We start from the raw sequence: 17669 nt of genomic DNA, 5'->3' as shown, positions 1-17669 counted from the left end.
AAGGGACAGATCATCTCGGCCGCACGGCCCCCCTCCACGTATTCCCCTGCGCCGGTCACTCAGATCCCCCTGCTCCGGATGACACCGTCGACACCCTCCCATCGGGCACATCAACTGCCCTTCACTATGCGGGAGTTACTGGTCCGACGCACAATTTCCACCACTTCCGTGTGGTGTTCTCACAAACCGCTGGACGCCGACAGGGGTTCGGCCGGTCACCGGACGCCTCTACCAGGGCGCGATCGGCTCCATGCCCGTGCGGCGGCCGTCGCCGTCCAGGAGATGACCCATGCGCTTGACCGTGCGCAGGCCGACGATGCGGTCGGTGACGGTGAGCGAGGGCAGGCGCGCGCAGAGGGCCGTCTCGCGGCGCTGGATGTCCGCGATGTCGCGCACCCAGAGGGTGGCCAGGACGTTGGCGGGGCCCGTGACGCCCGCGACCAGGCGGCATTCGGGGAGCGCGGCGAGCGTGCGGTGGACGGCGCCCATGTCGCGCGCCGGGACCTGGGCGAGGAGGGTCACCGGCACCGGGTGCCCGGCCAGCGGTGCGGCGAGGTCGCAGCGGAAACCCAGCACGCCCGCGTCCGTCAGGCGGCGCAGCCTGCGGCGGACGGTGGCGGGGCTGGTGTCGGTGCGGTCGGCGAGTTCGGCCAGGGCCAGGCGGCCGTCACGGACCAGTGCGTCGAGCAGGGCCCGGTCGACGGCGTCGAGGTCGAGCACACGGATCTGATCGGCCGCCCCCGCGGTGGAGTTGCCCAGCGCGGAGAGCTGGGCGGGGTCCAGGGAACGCAGCCGCCAGCGGCTCCCCTCGACGTACAGCGACGTGGCGAAGAGGCAGCGCACCGAGGTGATGCCGGGCAGCCCGTCCAGCGTCTCGGTCACGAAGCGGCCGAGCGAGGCGAGGTCCGGGGCGAGCACATCGAGGAACAGGTCGGCGCTGCCGGGCGCGGTCACCTCGATCGTGGCGGCCTCCGTGGACGCGCTGAGCTCGGCGATCAGCCGTGACCGCGCGCCCGGGGCGCAGCGCAGCAGTACGAAGGCGGTGCACCGGCTGCGCGTGAACTCCCGGCCCGGCACGGCGTACACCCAGGCGAGCCCGGCGCCGCACAGCCGCTCCCAGCGGCGTGCCAGGGTGCTCGCCGTGACGCCGAGCAAGGGGGCCAGCTCGGACCAGGGGGCGCGAGGGCGCAGTTGCAGGGCGTTCACCAGGGCGAGGTCCAGCTCACTGGCCGTCGTCTCTTGGCCCATCACTCTCGCCCACCGTTCTTGCCGCACCGCTCGGGCACATCACGTGACCGTTTCGCGCATCCGATGCGCTTCGTGCGTACGAATCCTTCGATATGCACGGCCACTCGCACCATGGCCCGCACAGTAGCCACCACTTCCGGTCCCCGGCCACCAGATGAGGTGAGTCTTTGTCCACGCGCACATCGGAACTGTGGCCACGAGCAGCGGGTTCAGGCTCCGGGATGCTCCCGGCCATGGCCGTCGTCGTGCTGTTCAGCGGCATCGTGCAGGGCTACCTCACGCCCTTGCTGCCCGAACTCGGCCGTCAGCTGCACATCGGCGGCGTCGGCCAGAACAACATCTATCTGCTCTCCCAACTGGCCTTCGCCGTACTGACGCCGCTGCTGTCCCGCCTCGGCGACCTCTACGGACACCGCAGGATGCTCCGCGTGGCACTCGCGATGGTCGCGGGCGGCTCCCTGCTGATGGCCGCATGGCCTACGGCGGTCACGCTCGCCGTCGGGGTGGTGCTGCAAGGCGCGCTGGTCGGCTTCTTCCCGCTGCTCGTCGGGATCCTGCGCTCCCGGGCGCCGGAGCGGAACCGCACCGGGATCTCCCTCCTCGTCGGCGTGCTGCTGATCTCCATCGGGGTGGGCGGTCTCGTCGCGGGCGCGCTCAGCGAGCGGCACGCGGCGGCGGGGCTGTGGACGGCCGTGCCCATCGCGGTGCTCGCCCTGCTCGCCGGGGCCGCGCTGCCCGACAGCGACGTGCCGCGCGGCGGGCGCTTCCACTACGGGGCTGCCGTCCTGCTGACCGGCGGGCTCATCGCGCTCGTCCTTGTCCTGGCGCAGGGCAGCTCCTGGGGGTGGGCCGCGCCCCTGACGCTCGGCCTCGCGGCGGCGGCCGTCGTCCTGCTGGCCGCCTGGGTGGCCGTCGAGCGGCGGTCCACACATCCCCTGGTGAGCGTGCGGATGCTGCGCAATCCGCGGCTCGCGGTGGTCAGCGGCCACACCTTCTGCGCCGCCTTCGGCACGATCGGCTTCCTCGGCGCCAACGCCCTTTTCCTGGGCGCATCTCCGGCCGAAACGGGTTACGGCATGGGCATGGGGCCGCGGACGATCGCCACCGTCTCACTCGCCATGGTCATCGCCGGGTTCGCGGGCTCCACGCTGACACCACGGCTGGCGCGCCGCGTGGGCGACCGTGCGGTGCTCGCCGCCGGGGGCGGCCTCATCGCGCTCGGCTTCGTGGGGATGGCGCTCTTCCACGACACACTCACGCAGTATCTGGCCGCCGCGCTCGTCGTCGGATTCGCCACCGGGCTCTTCGAGTCGATCACGCGCACGCTGTCCGCCGAGGTCGTCGCGGACCACGAGACCGCGCTCGCCGTCGGCCTCAACGAACTGGCCCTGTCGCTCGGCGCGGCCATCGGCGCCGCCGTGATCGGCGCGTTCTTCACCGCGCACGCGGTGCGCGGCACCGGGCACATCGGGATGTCCGGCTATCTGTGGGGCTGGGGCGCGTGCGCGGCGGTCGCCGCCGCGGGCTCGCTCCTCGCCCTGCGCTATCGCGGACCTGGGACGGCAGGAGCGGCAGGAGCAGCAGACGCGGCAGGCAACCGGGCAGTACGTCCGTCCGAACGCGTGGCGGAGAACGGAGGACTGGCATGACGAATGTGACAGCCGTGACGGACATGACTGATGTGAAGGACGTGACGGACGTGACGGACACGGACACCCGGCGGAATCTCGACAAGGTCCGTGACACGGCGACTTCGGCCGTACGCGCCTGGAGCGAACGCCTCGTCGGCCTGAGCCACAGCCTGCACGACGAGCCCGAGACCGCGCTCCAGGAACACCGCTCGGCCGCGAAAATCGCGGACCTGCTCGCGGAGGCCGGGTTCCAGGTGGCCCGGGGCGTGGGCGGACTGCCCACCGCGCTGGTCGCCACCTACGGCAGCGGAGAACTGGTGCTCGGGTTCTGCGCCGAGTACGACGCGCTGCCCGGCATCGGGCACGCCTGCGGGCACAACGTCAACGGCGCGGCGGCGGTCGGCGCCGCCCTGGGCCTGGCGGCCGTCGCGGACGAACTCGGCCTGACCGTCAAGCTGATCGGCACCCCGGCCGAGGAGGACGTCGGCGGCAAGGTCCTGCTCCTGGAAGCCGGGGTCTTCGACGACGTCGCCGCGGCGATGATGGTGCACGCCGCCCCTGACGACACCGTCGGCGCCTCCTCGCTTGCCATCGGCGCCTGGGACATCACGTACACGGGAACGGCATCGCACGCTGCCATCGCCCCGTGGGAAGGGGTCAACGCCCTCGACGCGATGGCCCTCGCGCACACCGCGATCGGACTGCTGCGCCAGCAACTGCCGCCCGGCACACTGGTGCACGGCATCGTCACGGACGGCGGCCAGGCCGTGAACGTCATCCCCGCGCGGACCGCCGCCCGTTACGAGATCAGGGCGCCTTCCCTGGAACTGCTCTCCGAGGTACGCGGGCGGGTGCGGGCGTGCTTCGAAGCGGGCGCCCTCGCCACCGGCGCCGGTCTCGAACTACGCGTCCACGGCCGGGACTTCGCCGAGCTGCGTCAGGATCCGTACCTGACTGAGGCGTACGTCAGAGCGGCCCACAGCCTCGGCCGCACGGTCACCTCACGCCAGGGCGAGACCCTGGCCTCGACGGACATGGGCAACGTCTCGCGGCTCGTGCCCACCATCCACCCGACCATCGGATACGACACCGGGGGCGCCCACCAGCACACCCCCGAGTTCACGGCCCACGGCAAGAGCCCCGGCGCGGACCGCGCGGTGCTCGACGGCGCGACGGCCCTCGCCCTCGTGGGCGCCGACCTCGCCACTTCGGCCGAGCAACGGCGCAGACTGCTGGCCGGGGTCTCCCGACGGAGCAGCAAGGGGTAGCGGTCGACGGCAGCCAAGCCGGACCCGAGTTGTGCGCCCCCGGCGGAAATCCTGGCCGATGTGCCCGCGTGCGCCCTTCCCTGCGCGCCGCGTGCGCTCCCCCCGCGGGGGCTCGTGTCAGGCACCCACCGGTGATACGCCTGAAGGACAAACTGCTCGTGCGCGTGTTCGCCCCTGCGGCATCGAAGAGGAGTCATCCCATGGCCTCGTTCGACACGGGACGGTTGTGTGCGATCGTCAAAATCCTGGACCAGGCAAGCACCCACCTTCGGCTGGCTGCCCGCGAGTGCGCCGTCGCCGGACCCGCACCCGGCCCCTCACCCGCACCCGCACCCGCCGTGACCCGGCCGACCGCAGACCCCACCGCGTCCGGCATCACCGCGCTCCTGAGCGTCTCGGAACAGGCATCAGGGAGTGTGCGGCGCGCTCTCGTCCACATCCGCAACGGCGAGGACCAGCGCGCCCAGCACGAACTCGACCGAGCACGGACCCAGCCCTGCGGGGCAGCCCTCACTCCAGCGGGGCTGCCCAGGCCACTCCCCCAGCGCGTGACCATGGCGTTGCGTCTGATGCAGGGGATCACCAACTTCTTCCCGTCGGAAACGGAACAGGTCCTGGTGCGGGCAGCCCTCCCCTAGGCAGCTAGGCAGCTAGGCAGCTGGGCAGCTGCAAGAGCTCAACCGCGAGTGCTCCGCGGCCCCTGACGGGACCGGCCGGACCCCCGGCCAGACCCTCACCCGTATGGGCTAATCGAGCGGACGGTGGGCCAGATCGGCCCGATCGCCGCAAACAACCCTCCGAAGCGCTTTCATCGAACTGTCCGCGCACGCTCAGTGACTCTCCTGGTTGCGTCCCGCACCGGTCGGGCGCGCGATGGAGGGGACGCGTGCGACGTCCGTGGCGAGATTCGATTCTGCCCGTCGCGCGCTGCGAGGGAGTGATCACCCATGACTCAGGGCGAGGCCTTCACCAGCGCCGACGGGCTCGCGGGCCTGACGGCCTACGACCGGACCGGCGAGAAGATCGGCAGCGTCGAGCAGGTTTATCTCGACGACCGAACTGGGCGTCCCGAGTGGGTGACCGTCAAGACCGGTCTCTTCGGCATGAAGCAGAGCTTCGTCCCGCTCGCCGGAGCCCGCCGCCAGCAGGACGAGCTGCACGTGACGGCCACGAAGGAGGCCGTCAAGGAAGCCCCGCGCGTGGACGCCGACCAGCACCTCGAGCCGGGCCAGGAGCAGGACCTCTACACCCACTACGGACTCACCCGGACCGGTGGCACGCCCCGCTCCGCACCGACGGCAGGTGGTCGCGACCGCGCCGGTGCCGCGGGCATGGCCGGAGCCGGAGCGGGCGCCGGTATGGGTATGGGCGCCGGCGAGGGCCGCGGACGCAACGCGGGCGCGCGTGAGTTCGCGACGCGCTCCGCCGCGGGCGACGACGGCAAGACGGACGAGATGATCCGCTCGGAGGAGCGGCTGCGTGTCGGGACGGAAGAGCAAGAGGTCGGGCAGGCTCGACTGCGCAAGGTGGTCGTCACCGAAGACGTGAAGACCTCCGTCCCCGTCTCCCACGAGGAGGTTCGCGTCGTACGCGAGCCCATCCGCGAGGGCGACCGCACGCGGGCCAACATCGGCGAGGAGCAGACCGAGGTCACCCTGCACGCCGAGAAGGCGGTCAGCCGCAAGGAGGCCGTGCCGGTCGAGCGCGTCCGCCTGGAGACCGAGAAGGTCACCGAGACCCAGGAGGTCTCGGACACCGTGCGCAAGGAGCAGATCGAGTTCGACGACGCCAAGGGCGAGCGCGGCGTGAAGGGCGAACGCGGCGCGAAGGGCGAGGACTGGCGCGACCGGAAGCAGGGCCCGCGTCACTGACGCCCCTCAGTGCGCCCTGATCGAGGGCACCTGACGGACGGAGGGAGGGAGCACTCGGCGGGAGTGCTCCCTCCCTACCTCCACGTCCGGCGCCTTCAAGGCTTGCCGCGGCCCGCGTCCGCGCACTCGAGGCAGGCAGGCTTTCCGTCGACCGTCACCCCGTCCTCCGAGGCGGCTTCGCAGATGCCCGGCCGCCCGGGGTGGTTGGCCAGGCAGTGGCAGGTGCAGGTGTCGGTGACCGCTTCCAGGTCGGAGTCGCGTTGGGGGGCCAGACCCATGCGGATGTCGTGGCAGTTGCGGCACAACGGCACGTGCCGCTGGCCGGCGGCGGGCGAGTTGGCGACCACGCTGAGGCCTGGTTCGGCGTAACCGCGGCACGTCGCGGGGAACTCGGGGTGGGTGTCGCACAGGCAGTGGCACGAACCGAGCTCGGGGTGCCGGAGGTCGGACATCCGCCGCACGGCGGTCACCACCGCACGCCTGAGCGCCTCGGAGAAAACCTGGAACTGCTCTGCGTTCGGTGCGGGCGGTGCAGGCTTCGTCATGTGTCCATTGTCCCGCCAAGTCGCGCACCAGGGGCCGAGTACGACGACGCCCCCACCCACCGGGTGGGGGCGTCGCGCTGATCAGGCGCCGGTTCGGGCGGGGTTGGCAACGAAGGCTCGCTGCGGGCTCCCTCGTGTGGCTGCACACCGGTCCGTTCGGCGTTGCGCTTCGAGCGGAGTGCCGCAACACGCCTCGATATCGGGGCCGTTACCTGTTCGGCCATCTGAATAAGAATCATGTACATGACCATTGACGCGTTCATGGCCTGGCAATAGCTTCCAAGGCAAGCGCTTTCCCTCGGCAAATGCAAGGCATTGCTGCCTACCCATTCATCCTGCCGAACTAGTCCGCTTCGCCGTACCCAGAACTCAGAACCCGGAACCTGGAACAGGCCGGCCAATCAATCTGGAGACCATCGATGCGAATAAGACCCGTCACCGCCTGCGTCGGCTTACTGGCCGGCACGCTCGTCGCGCTGTCCGGCAACGCGGCGCAGGCCGCGCCCACCCTCTACGAGGCCGAGAACTCCCCGGCGGTCTGCACCGGCACCGTCGACTCCGACTGGGCCGGCTACTCCGGCAGCGGGTTCTGCAACGGCACCAACGCGACGGGCGCCCACGCACAGTTCACCGTGAACGCCTCCGCCGCGGGCACCGCGACACTGAAGGTCCGGTTCGCCAACGGAACAACCACCGCTCGGCCCGCGGACGTCACGGTGAACGGCTCGGCAGCCACCTCAGCGTCGTTCGAGAGCACCGGCACGTGGGAGACATGGTCGACGACGACGCTCACGGTGCCGGTGAAGTCGGGCAGCAACACGATCCGCCTCAGCCCCACCACCTCCGCGGGCCTGCCCAACATCGACTATCTCGATGCCGAGGCCGGAGACGACACCACGCCGCCGCCTTCGGCCTCCGCGCTGTACGTGGCCCCGAACGGAACCGACGGCGCGAGCGGAACGCAATCGGATCCGACGACGCTCACCTCGGCGATCACCCGCATCACCCCCGGCGGAACGATCTACCTGCGCGGCGGGACCTACCGCCACTCGCAGACGGTCACCGTCCCGCAGGGCAACAACGGCACCGCGAGCGACCGCACCGAGCTGTCCGCCTACCCGGGTGAGACGCCGGTCCTGAACTTCTCGGCCCAGAGCGAGAACACGTCGAACCGCGGGCTCGCCGTGAACGGGTCGTACTGGCACGTCAAGGGCATCGTCGTCGAGCGCGCCGGTGACAACGGCATCTTCGTCGGCGGCAGCAACAACATCTTCGAGCGCACGGTGACGCGCTACAACCGTGACACCGGCCTGCAGCTCTCACGGATGCTCTCCACCACCCCCGGCAGCCAGTGGCCCTCCAACAACCTCATCCTGAGCGCGGAGTCGCACGACAACGCCGACTCGGACGGTGAGGACGCCGACGGCTTCGCCGCCAAGCTCACCTCCGGGCCCGGGAACGTCTTCCGCCACGCCGTGGCCCACAACAACATCGACGACGGATGGGACCTGTACACCAAGTCGGACACGGGCCCCATCGGCGCGGTGACCATCGAGGACTCCCTCGCCCTCGGCAACGGCACCCTCAGCGACGGCTCCCAGGCCGGCAACGGTGACCGCAACGGCTACAAGCTCGGCGGCGAGGACATCGGGGTCAACCACGTGATCCGGCGCAACATCGCCTACAACAACGGCAAGCACGGGTTCACCTACAACAGGAACCTCGGCACGATGTCGATGTCGGACAACGTCAGCATCGACAACGACGAGCGCAACTACTCGTTCGACGGGGGCACTTCGGTGTTCCGGAACAACACCTCGTGCCGCAGCGGCAGCGGGACGAACGACAAGATCGTCGGCAACTCCGACAGCTCGAACCAGTTCTGGTCCGGTTCGAACGGGTCGCGGTGCTCCTCGTACGCCGGGGCCCTGAAGTGGTCCTACGCGGCCGACGGGCGTCTCGTCGTGTCCTTCGGCGGCAACGCGGTTACGCCGTAACCGCTCGGTGCCCCGCGTGCGACACACGCGGGGCACCTCCGTGCTCAGGCGCCGGGAACCGACCCGGTGGCGAAGTACGGCTTGCAGACCGAGCCGGACCAGTCCGTGGCGATCTCCAGGAGCCTGTTGCCGTCGGCCGACGGCAGCAGGCTTGAGCTGTAGTTGGGGCAGTAGTCGACGGTCGTCGACTCGACGGCCACCGGTGCGGGGATCTCCCGCCAACTGCCGGAACCACCGGAGCTGTTGACCCAGACAGTGCGCCCGCTCCCGGCCGCCCGACTGCCGTCGCGGTTGTACAGGACCTGGCCGACGAGGAACAGCCTGCCCTTGGGGTTCCCCGCCTCGGGCGCCCACGCCAGGTTCGGCGCGTGCTTGAAGTACTTGCCGTCAGCGGTCTCCGGGCGGATGCCAAGGGAAGTGGTGGCGCCCCAGTTCCAGCCGTCGGACGAGGTCCTGTAGTGCACCACGCACTGGAACTGGCCCGCGGCAGCGCAGATCTCGAACGACATGAAGTAGGTCCCGTCGCCCATCTTGCGCACCACCGCCATGCCGGGCCGGTCCGAGGCCAGGGTGCTGGCGACGGTGTCGTGGTGCCCGGTCCAGTTCACCCCGTTCGCGGTCCGGGCGGCCACCAGCTTCTGGCTGTGCGCACCGTCGGTCTCGTCGGAGTAGTGCGCCACGAGCTGCCCCGATGCGTCGACGGAGAACTCGGGCTCCCACAGTCCCTTGTCGTTCGACGCCGTGGCGATCGTGGACAGATAGCTCCAACTGCGGCCCACGTCACTGCTCTTGAAGACCCGCAGGGCCATCCGCCGGTTCGGCTCGTCCTGCCCGACCGACGCCGCCCACAGCAGCGTCCCCGCGGGCAGTTTGCCGATGCGCTGCGGGAGTTCGTACAGCGTCGAGCAGCACAGACCCTGCCCGCCCGCCGCGTCGGGGTCGCGCACCGTGCCGACTTCACGGAACGACGCGCCCCCGTCCGTACTCTCGTGAATCGCGCCGAGCCCGTTGTTCCCGGAGAACGTGACCACGGAGGCGAGGACGCGGCCGTTCGCGTCGCCGCTGTGGGCGAGTCTGACGGCGCGCGGGTACAGGCCGGTGCCGTCGCGCAGCAAGGTGCCGGTCGCGGCGTCGGCGGACGCCCCGGCCTGCGTGACGAACAGCGCCGCCAAGAGCGCGAGCAGCAGCGGGAACAGGACGGTGGGGCGGAGGAGACGTGGTCGTGCGGGGTCGTGCGCTGACATGGGCCTCTCCTGACTCTGCGGTGGATGGAGGGGGCGAAGCGGTTCGAACTGACCGTCTTCTCAGGCGCCTTGGGGTGCGAGGCGGATGACGTTCCAGGAGACCGGCGGCAGTTCGGCCGCCAGAGCGCCATCGGCGGTGATGTGCGTCCCGGACGCGCGGCGCGGCACCACCCGGTCCGGCTCCGCCTCGGTGTTGACCGCGTCGGGGTCCTGGTCCGCCAGTACCAGGTGTTCCACGACGCGGTATCCGGCGGCGTCCCCGCGCAGCACGGCCTCGAGTCGCAGCGGCTGCTCCTGGTCACGGTTGACGGCGAGGACGGTGAGCGCGCCGCTCTCCTCGTCGTGCGTCACCACGGTGTCGAGGGCGGACACGTCCCCGTACTGAGGTGTGTCGATGCGGGGGCCGGTGGCATCGGTGCGCAGGACGCGGCCGGTCGCGAAACGGGCCGCCTGGGCGAAGGGGTGGAAGATGGTCTGGCGCCAGCTGGCGCCGCCGGGTTCGGTGCGGATGGGTGCGATGACGTTGACCAGCTGGGCGAGGCAGGCGACGGCCACCCGGTCGGCGTTGCGCAGCAGCGTGATGAGCAGCGAGCCGACGACGGCGGCGTCGGTCACGCTGTACGTGTCCTCGATGAGCCGGGGTGTCTCGGCGGTCTGAAGGTTGCGCTCGCCGGGGAAGCGGGCGGCGTACCAGACGTTCCACTCGTCGAAGGAGAGCTTGATGTGCTTCTTGGCGCCCCGCACCGCACGGACATGGTCGGCGGTCGACACCACGTCGCGGATGTACTGGTCCATGTGCGCGCCCGAGGCGAGGAAACTGGCGCGGTCGCCGTCGAACTCCTCGTAATAGGCGTGCAGGGAGAGGTAGTCGACCTCGTCGTACGTCTGCTCCAGGACCTCGCGCTCCCAGGTGCCGAAGGTCGGCATCCGCGAGTTGGAGCTGCCGCACGCGACGAGCTCGATGGACGGGTCGACCTGGCGCATCGCCTTTCCGGCCTCGGCCGCGAGCCGTCCGTACTCGGTGGCCGACTTGTGGCCCGTCTGCCAGGGTCCGTCCATCTCGTTGCCCAGGCACCACAGCTTCACGCCGTGCGGCTCGCTCACGCCGTGTTTGATGCGCAGATCCGACCAGGCGGTGCCGCTCGGGTGGTTGCAGTACTCGACCAGGGCGCGGGCGGCGTCGATGCCGCGCGTTCCGAGGTTCACGGCCATCATCGGGTCGAGGCCCAACTGCCGCGCCCAGCCGAGGAATTCGTTGGTGCCGACGCGGTTGGTCTCGATGGAGCGCCAGGCGAGGTCGAGGCGGCGCGGGCGGTCGGCGACCGGGCCGACGCCGTCCTCCCAGTGGTAGCCGGAGACGAAGTTGCCGCCGGGGTAGCGCACGAGTCCTGTGCCGAGTTCGCGTACCAGCTCGGCGACGTCGCCGCGGAATCCGTCGGCGTCGGCGGTGGGATGCTCGGGGTCGTGGATGCCGGTGTAGACGCAGCGTCCCATGTGCTCGACGAAGGTTCCGTACAGGCGCGGGTCGACGTCGCCGACGCTGAACTCGGGGTCGATGACGAACCGTGCGGTGTGCGGCATGTTCTGGTGCCTCTCTTTGCGGTGCGGCTTGTCTCTGTGGTGCGGCTTGCTGACTTGGGCAGGGGTGGGCTATTTGAGGCCGGTGCCGGCGATGCCCTCGACGATGCGGCGCTGGAACAGCGCGAAGACGGCGAGCAGCGGGATCGCGCCGAGCACGGCGGACGCCATGAGCTGGGCGTAGGGGACGCCGAACACGTCCTGGACGGAGGTGAGTCCGACGGGCAGTGTCATCATCTCCGGGTCGGTCACCACGAGCAGGGGCCACAGGAAGTTGTTCCAGACGCCGACGAACACGAAGATCGTGACGGCGGAGACGGCCGGGCGGGAGATCGGCATCACGATCTGCCAGTAGGTGCGCAGCCAGCCCGCGCCGTCCGCGCGCGCCGCGTCGATCAGCTCCCGCGGGATCCCGTCGAAGAACTGCTTGAAGACGAACACGGCGACCACATTGGGGACTTGGGGCAGTACGACACCCCAGTAGGTGTTCAGCAGGCCCGCCGACTGGAGCGCGAGGAACTGCGGGATCATCAGGACCTGCCCCGGGATCATGATCCCGGCGAGCAGCATCACGAACGCGGCCCGGCGCATCCGGAAGCGGGTCTGCGACAGGGCGAACGCGGCGAGGGAGGCCATGATCACCGTGAGGACCGTGGTGAGGATCGAGGTGATGAAGCTGTTGGCGTACCAGTAGGGCAGCTTGCCCGCGTCGAAGATCTCCCTGTACGCGTCCAGGGTCGGGTGGGCGGTGAACCATCCGGTCGGATTGGTGACGACCTCCTGCGCGGGCCGCACCGACGTGGCGAGCGCCCACGCCAGGGGTACGAGCCACAGCAGCGCGAGGGCGATGAGCGTGCCGAGCGCCACCCGGTTGAACAGGCGCTCCGAGTCGCGGCGGCGGGCCGGTGGCGCGGTGGTGCCGCGCTGTCCGGTCTCGGGGCGCGTGGCGATCGCGGTCATGGGTCAGTTCTCCTTCTCGGCGCGGCGTACGAGGGCGAACCAGACGAGGGAGACGAACAGGATCACCAGGAACAGCAGCAGTGACACGGTCGAGGCGTAGCCCACGCGGCCCTCGACGAACCCGGTGTCGTAGATGAGCTGCAGCGAGGGGCGGGTGCTGCCGTCGGGGCCGCCGCCGGTCATCATGTAGATCTGGTCGAAGACCTTGAGCGAGGCGATGACCTGCAACACCGTCACCAGCGTCGTCGTACGGCCCAGCATCGGCACGACCACGTGCCGGATGCGCTGCCAGGGCCCGGCCCCGTCGATGGCGGCCGCCTCGTGCACCTCGCGCGGCACGTCCTGCAGACCGGCCAGATACAGCACGAAGTTGAAGCCGATGGTCCACCACACCGTGGCCGCCGCGATGGAGATCATCGCCCAGTCCGGGTCGCCGAGCCAGGACGGCGGCGTCTCGACGCCGAACCACTTCACCGCCTCCTGGGCCAGGCCCAGTTGATCGGCGTAGATGAACATGAAGAGCAGCGAGACGACGGCGGACGGCAGCACGAACGGCGCGAAGAACGCGAACCGGAAGAACCAGCGGCCGCGCACGAACCGGTCGGCGAGCAGCGCGAGGGCCAGGCTGAGCAGCACGAGCGGCACGGTCGTGAGGACCGTGAACCACAGCGTGTTGCGCAGCGTTCGCCAGAATTCCGCGTCGCCGAGCACCGCCTTGTAGTTGGAGAGGCCCGCGAAGTCACCGAGGCCGCTCTTGAGCAGGCTCGTCTCGAAGAATCCGGCGACCACGGTGTAGAGGAGCGGCCCCACCAGGAACACCAGGTAGAAGAGGGCGAAGGGCAGCAGCATCCCCGGTCCTGCCCAGCGGTCGCCTCTGCTGGACGTCGGGGTGGGAGCGGTTGTCGTGGCCACGGTTCGGCCTTTCGGTCAAGGCGTACGGGATCCAAGGGAGGGTGGTACAGGGGGAGTTGAGCGGCAGCTTGGGGCGCGTCGGGTCATACGGGGGCGGGGCGCGACGCCAGGTCGCGCAGCTCGCGGCGCATGCGCGCGGCGCCCGCCGTGGGGCTGGTGTCACCGGTGAAGACGGAGGTCACCGCGTCGCCCACCACGATCTGCATGGTGCTTCCCGCGCCGCCGTACCAGGCGGCCGGGTCGTAGACCGCTCCGTCCGCGGCCGTGGCGTAGTGCGACTGCGGGACCAGCTCCTTGTACGCGCGCGAACGCTGCGTCGGCAGCCATGCCGGCACGTGGCCGCCCTCCGCCCACTGCTTGCTGGAGTGCAGCATCGAGGCGATGAACCCCAGGGAGAGATCGAGGCGTTGGGCCGTCTCTGAGGGAGCCTTCGGCAGCACCAGCGCGTGCGAGTCGGCGGCGCAGGCGTAGGGCGCGTCCTTGAAGACGCGCGGCAGGGGCCGCATGTCGAACTTCACCTTGGCCGACTGGACCGCGAGAACCTGCCAGACACCGTCCATCAGGAACCCGGCCTTGCCCGAGGTCAGCAGCGTGATGGCGCCCTTCCCGTCGGTGTTCGCCGGGATCACCTTCTCCTGGCTGAGGCGGCGGATGTACGCGAGCGCCTCGGCCGCGGCGGCCGTGTCGATGACCACCCGCTTGCCCTGGTCGGCAACGAGATCACCGCCACCGACCTGCCGGTACAGCGACCAGAACAGCCGGAACTGCATCGAGGACTCCTTCACCGAGGCGATGGAACCGCCCCAGGCGCCGGTGACCTCCTTCGCCGCACGCAGCGCGTCGATGAACGCGTCGGGCCCGTCGACATCCGCCAACCGGCCCTGCCCGTCGAGCAGTCCGGCCTTCTCGGCGATGTCCGTGCGGAAGTAGAGGACGAAGGGGTGCGTGTCGAGCGGCACGGCGTGCGGCGCCCCGCCGAACTGGGACTTCCGCCACGGCCGTGCGTCGAACTTGTCCTCGGTCAGCCCGTGCCTTGCCAGGTCCTCGGTGTGCAGCTCGGCGATCAGACCGGCCTCGGCGAGGGTGGGCAACTTCGACAGATGGACCACCGCGACCTGTGGCGGCCGGTCGCCGAGCGTGGCGAGGGTGAGCTTCGTGTAGTACGGGTTGCCCCACAGGAACGTCGCCGATTTCAGTTCGGTCGAGCGGTGCGCGGCGCGGTAGGCGTCCTGCATGGCCAGCATCCGCTCGCCGTCGCCACCGGTGAACGGGTTCCAGAAGTTCAGCCGCGACGGCGAAGGCGCGCCGCCGGTGAAGCCCTGCGCCAGCGTGCTGCCGCAGCCTCCGGCGGTGAGCGCGACGGTGCCGGTCGCACCGAGCGCGAGCCCTCCGCGCAGCACACGGCGGCGGGACGGGGCGGGCGGCGACGGGGTCGGTATGCGGTCCCGCATGGGCATGCGTCCTTCCACGGCGGACAAGGAGAACAGCTGACACATAGTGCAACGTTGGAATCTGCAGCGAAGACAATCGCGCCTCGTGACTGCCCGCTGCGTTTACAACGTTGTACTCAGCTGGCAATACGGCGTCAACACCTGGGAACGCATTACCTGTTCACGTGTCCGGAGGATCCATACCCGCACTCACCGGTTACAACGTTGGACCATGACGTACGCTGCTGCTGTCAAGGGAGGTCAGGGGGAGGGAGGACACCGTGGCAGGCACTCGCCTGAAGGACGTCGCGGAGCGCGCCGGAGTATCGATCAAGACGGTGTCCAACGTCGTCCGCGGCGAGACCAGAGTCGCCGACCGGACACGCGAACGCGTCCTGCGCGCCATAGCCGACCTCGACTACCAACCCAACGCCTCCGCAAGACACTTGCGCACCGGACGCAGCGGCATCATCGCGCTGGCCGTGCCCGAACTCGTCGCGCCGTACTTCGCCGAACTGGCCGCGCAGGTCATCGCGGCCGCGAAGAAGCGCGGCTGCACCGTGCTCATCGAGGACACCGGAGGCAGCGCGGACGAGGAACTCCGCATCGCCTGCGGGCTCAGCGACCCGCTCATCGACGGCGTCCTGCTCAGCCCGCTCCGCCTCGACGAACAGGCCCTCGCCGCCCGCGAACGCCGCGTGCCGCTCGTCCTCCTGGGCGAGCGGTCCTACGAGATCCCCGCCGACCACGTCCTGATCGACAACTCGGCGGCGGCACGCGAGGCCACCGACCACCTGCTGTCCCTCGGCAGGCGCCGCATCGCCGTCATCGGACAGCCCTCCGGTCCCGCCCACGCCACGACGGTCCAGCGCATGCACGGCTATCTGACCGCGCTGCACGCGGCGGGCGTTCCGCACGACCCCCGACTGGCGCCGGACACCCGGGCGTTCACCCGCGCCGAGGGTGCCACCGCCATGCGCGCGCTCCTGACCCTTGACGACCCGCCGGACGCCGTCTTCTGCTTCAACGACCTGTTGGCGTCCGGGGCGCTGCGGGTGGCGCACGAGCACGGCCTGCGCGTCCCGCACGACTTGGCCGTGGCCGGCTTCGACGACGTGGAGGAGTCCCGCTACAGCGTGCCGAGCCTGACCACCGTCGCCCCGGACAAGCGAGGCATCGCGGAACTGGCCGTGGACGCGCTGCTGCGCAGGATCGACGCCGGCGCGATGGCCCCGCACACGCGGCTCACCGCGGGGTACGAGCTGGTGGTCCGGGAGAGCACGCGCGCGACCGGCTGAAACGCCGTTCATCGATTCCAGCAATGTATTCCTTGACACGAATATTCTCGACAGTGAATACTCGTCGTCATGGACGCACTCCTTAGCGCACTGGCCGACCCGGCCCGCTGGCGGCTCGTGAGCCTGCTAGCCGAGCGGCCCCGTCCGGTCGGTGTCCTCGCCGAGCTCGCCGAGGCGCGCCAGCCGCAGACGACCAAGCACCTGCAGACCCTTGAGCGCGCCGGCGTCGTCACCTCCCAGCGCACCGGCCAGCGCCGCATCTACGCGCTCCGGCCCGGTCCCCTGCGGGATCTGGCGGCCGCGCTCGGCCGGCTCGCCGACAGCACAGAGCAGGCCGGGGGCCCGCGCGAGACCTACGACCGTTACGGGGCCAGCCTCCACGCGGAGCGGCTCGCCGCGGAGGAGCCGGGGTGGGCCGACGGCCGTTCGTTCAGCTTCCGCCGGTCGCTGACGGGGCACCCCGAGCTGGTGTGGCGCCACTTGACCGAGCCCTCCCTGCTCGCCCGCTGGTGGACGCCCCACGACCTCCGGGTATCTGAGCTCGTCTTCGAGGCGCGAGAAGGCGGGCGGATCGTCCAGGAGTACCGCGACGTCGAGGACGCCGACGGCTCCGACCTGGTCGCCGGGCGCGCGGAGGGAGTCGTCGACGACGTCCGCCCTGGTGAGCGCCTCGCCTACCGGCTCTCCCCGCTGCTTCCCGACGGCGGCCTCGCCTTCACCGCCCACGTCGCCTTCGACCTGCGGCCCACCGGGACCGGCACGGACCTAGACGTCCACTGGCGGATCACCGACAGCACCGTCGACTCCGCCGACTTCATCGCAGGCATCGAGATCGGCTTCGGCCAGAGCCTCGAAGAGCTCGCAGCGGCCCTCGCCGCAGACCCGCACGACACCGACAGCACCGACAGCACCGACAGCACCGACACAAGGAGCACGCGATGACTGACTCGACCGGACGCAGGGTGACCGCGAACCTGAGCCTCTCCCTCGACGGGCGTTACCACGGCCCTGGCGGGCCCAACGACTTCAGCATGTTCGCGCCGTATGTGACCTCCGAGGTCGCGCGGGGCCAACTCACCCGCATCTGGGAGGGCGCGACGACGGCGCTGCTCGGCCGGATCAACGCCGAGGGATTCCTGGGCTACTGGCCGACCGTCGCCGAGGACGAGAACGCCGATCCGCGCGACCGCGGATACGCGAAGTGGCTGGTGGACACGGAAAAGGTGGTCTTCTCGAGCACCCTGACCGAAGCGCCGTGGGAACACACCCGCGTGGTGAACGCCCCAGCCGCCGACGTCGTTGCCGAACTCAAGGCCACCGGCGAGGGCGACATCCTCGTCAACAGCTGCCCGAGTGTCATCAAGCCGCTCCTTGCGGCAGATCTGCTCGACCGGCTGTACCTCATGATCTTCCCCGAGATCGCCGGAGACGGGCAGCGACTGTTCGACGACGGCCTGCCGGCTTCGAAGTGGAAGCTCACCCACCAGGAGACCGGCGAGCTGGGCGAGATCGCCATGGTCTACGACCGAGTCCGCTGAGCCGGCCCCCTCGGGCGCGGCGCCACATCAACCCTCACCCTCACGCTCACCTTGAGGGTCAGACACCACTCGATAAGCCCACCGCCGCCACCCCGGAACATCCTGGCCAGATCCTTGCACCTCCTGGCTATCTGGCCACTCGTCGCTCG

Annotated in this window: 15 protein-coding genes; 8 read left to right on the top strand and 7 right to left on the bottom strand. The window is 70.2% G+C overall.

Annotated features, from left to right (window positions below):
- Positions 1 to 228: 228 nt before the first annotated feature.
- Positions 229 to 1248, bottom strand: a complete 1020-nt coding sequence (locus ABD378_RS07245) for an Lrp/AsnC family transcriptional regulator (RefSeq protein WP_344519612.1) — start codon at positions 1246 to 1248, stop codon at positions 229 to 231.
- Positions 1249 to 1481: 233 nt separating this feature from the next.
- Between ABD378_RS07245 and ABD378_RS07240 the strand changes: the two genes are divergently transcribed.
- From ABD378_RS07240 to ABD378_RS07225, 4 genes are all read left to right on the top strand, one after another.
- Positions 1482 to 2897 (top strand): MFS transporter, encoded by a 1416-nt coding sequence (locus ABD378_RS07240; RefSeq protein WP_344519611.1) that lies wholly within the window; start codon positions 1482 to 1484, stop codon positions 2895 to 2897.
- Positions 2894 to 4147 (top strand): amidohydrolase, encoded by a 1254-nt coding sequence (locus tag ABD378_RS07235; protein WP_344519610.1) that lies wholly within the window; start codon positions 2894 to 2896, stop codon positions 4145 to 4147. Before ABD378_RS07240 ends, ABD378_RS07235 begins: the two co-directional genes overlap by 4 nt.
- A gap of 200 nt (positions 4148 to 4347) precedes the next feature.
- A complete protein-coding gene (locus ABD378_RS07230; protein WP_344519609.1) occupies positions 4348 to 4785 on the top strand; it encodes a hypothetical protein in 438 nt (145 codons plus the stop codon).
- A gap of 309 nt (positions 4786 to 5094) precedes the next feature.
- Positions 5095 to 6018: a DUF2382 domain-containing protein gene (locus ABD378_RS07225; protein ID WP_344519607.1), complete on the top strand. Its 924-nt coding sequence runs from the start codon at positions 5095 to 5097 to the stop codon at positions 6016 to 6018.
- Between the two features lie 95 nt (positions 6019 to 6113).
- On the opposite strand, the gene ABD378_RS07220 is transcribed toward ABD378_RS07225, so the two are convergent.
- Positions 6114 to 6563, bottom strand: coding sequence for a hypothetical protein (locus tag ABD378_RS07220; RefSeq protein WP_344519606.1), 450 nt, complete (start codon positions 6561 to 6563; stop codon positions 6114 to 6116).
- 419 nt (positions 6564 to 6982) lie between these two features.
- Here ABD378_RS07220 and ABD378_RS07215 point away from each other — a divergent pair, with 419 nt between their 5' ends.
- Positions 6983 to 8560, top strand: a complete 1578-nt coding sequence (locus ABD378_RS07215; RefSeq protein ID WP_344519605.1) for a carbohydrate-binding protein — start codon at positions 6983 to 6985, stop codon at positions 8558 to 8560.
- 44 nt (positions 8561 to 8604) lie between these two features.
- On the opposite strand, the gene ABD378_RS07210 is transcribed toward ABD378_RS07215, so the two are convergent.
- The 5 genes from ABD378_RS07210 to ABD378_RS07190 all read right to left on the bottom strand — a co-directional run bounded on the left by ABD378_RS07210 (position 8605) and on the right by ABD378_RS07190 (position 14705).
- The gene (locus ABD378_RS07210; protein ID WP_344519604.1) at positions 8605 to 9804 is read right to left on the bottom strand and encodes a sialidase family protein; all 1200 of its coding nucleotides are present in this window, start codon (positions 9802 to 9804) and stop codon (positions 8605 to 8607) included.
- Positions 9805 to 9864: 60 nt separating this feature from the next.
- Complete coding sequence (gene arfA / locus ABD378_RS07205) at positions 9865 to 11385, bottom strand: arabinosylfuranosidase ArfA (protein WP_344519603.1); 1521 nt, start codon at positions 11383 to 11385, stop codon at positions 9865 to 9867.
- 69 nt (positions 11386 to 11454) lie between these two features.
- Positions 11455 to 12342 carry a carbohydrate ABC transporter permease gene (locus tag ABD378_RS07200; RefSeq protein ID WP_344519602.1) on the bottom strand — a complete coding sequence of 296 codons (888 nt, stop codon included), beginning with the start codon at positions 12340 to 12342 and terminating at the stop codon, positions 11455 to 11457.
- 3 nt (positions 12343 to 12345) lie between these two features.
- Positions 12346 to 13254, bottom strand: a complete 909-nt coding sequence (locus ABD378_RS07195; RefSeq protein WP_344519601.1) for a carbohydrate ABC transporter permease — start codon at positions 13252 to 13254, stop codon at positions 12346 to 12348.
- Between the two features lie 83 nt (positions 13255 to 13337).
- On the bottom strand, positions 13338 to 14705 hold the full coding sequence (locus ABD378_RS07190; protein WP_344519600.1) for an extracellular solute-binding protein: 1368 nt from the start codon (positions 14703 to 14705) through the stop codon (positions 13338 to 13340).
- Between the two features lie 260 nt (positions 14706 to 14965).
- Here ABD378_RS07190 and ABD378_RS07185 point away from each other — a divergent pair, with 260 nt between their 5' ends.
- The 3 genes from ABD378_RS07185 (at position 14966) to ABD378_RS07175 (ending at position 17520) form a co-directional block, all read left to right on the top strand.
- The gene (locus tag ABD378_RS07185) at positions 14966 to 15982 is read left to right on the top strand and encodes a LacI family DNA-binding transcriptional regulator (RefSeq protein WP_344519599.1); all 1017 of its coding nucleotides are present in this window, start codon (positions 14966 to 14968) and stop codon (positions 15980 to 15982) included.
- Between the two features lie 69 nt (positions 15983 to 16051).
- Entirely contained in the window at positions 16052 to 16924 is an 873-nt protein-coding gene (locus ABD378_RS07180) for a metalloregulator ArsR/SmtB family transcription factor (RefSeq protein ID WP_344519597.1), read from the top strand.
- Positions 16921 to 17520 (top strand): dihydrofolate reductase family protein, encoded by a 600-nt coding sequence (locus ABD378_RS07175; protein WP_344519596.1) that lies wholly within the window; start codon positions 16921 to 16923, stop codon positions 17518 to 17520. Before ABD378_RS07180 ends, ABD378_RS07175 begins: the two co-directional genes overlap by 4 nt.
- Positions 17521 to 17669: the final 149 nt, after the last annotated feature.

It is taken from the genome of Streptomyces rectiviolaceus, from assembly GCF_039533825.1.
GTDB lineage: Bacteria > Actinomycetota > Actinomycetes > Streptomycetales > Streptomycetaceae > Streptomyces > Streptomyces rectiviolaceus.
Note: the sequence above shows the minus strand (reverse complement) of the source record. Positions and strands in the feature narration are given on the sequence as shown.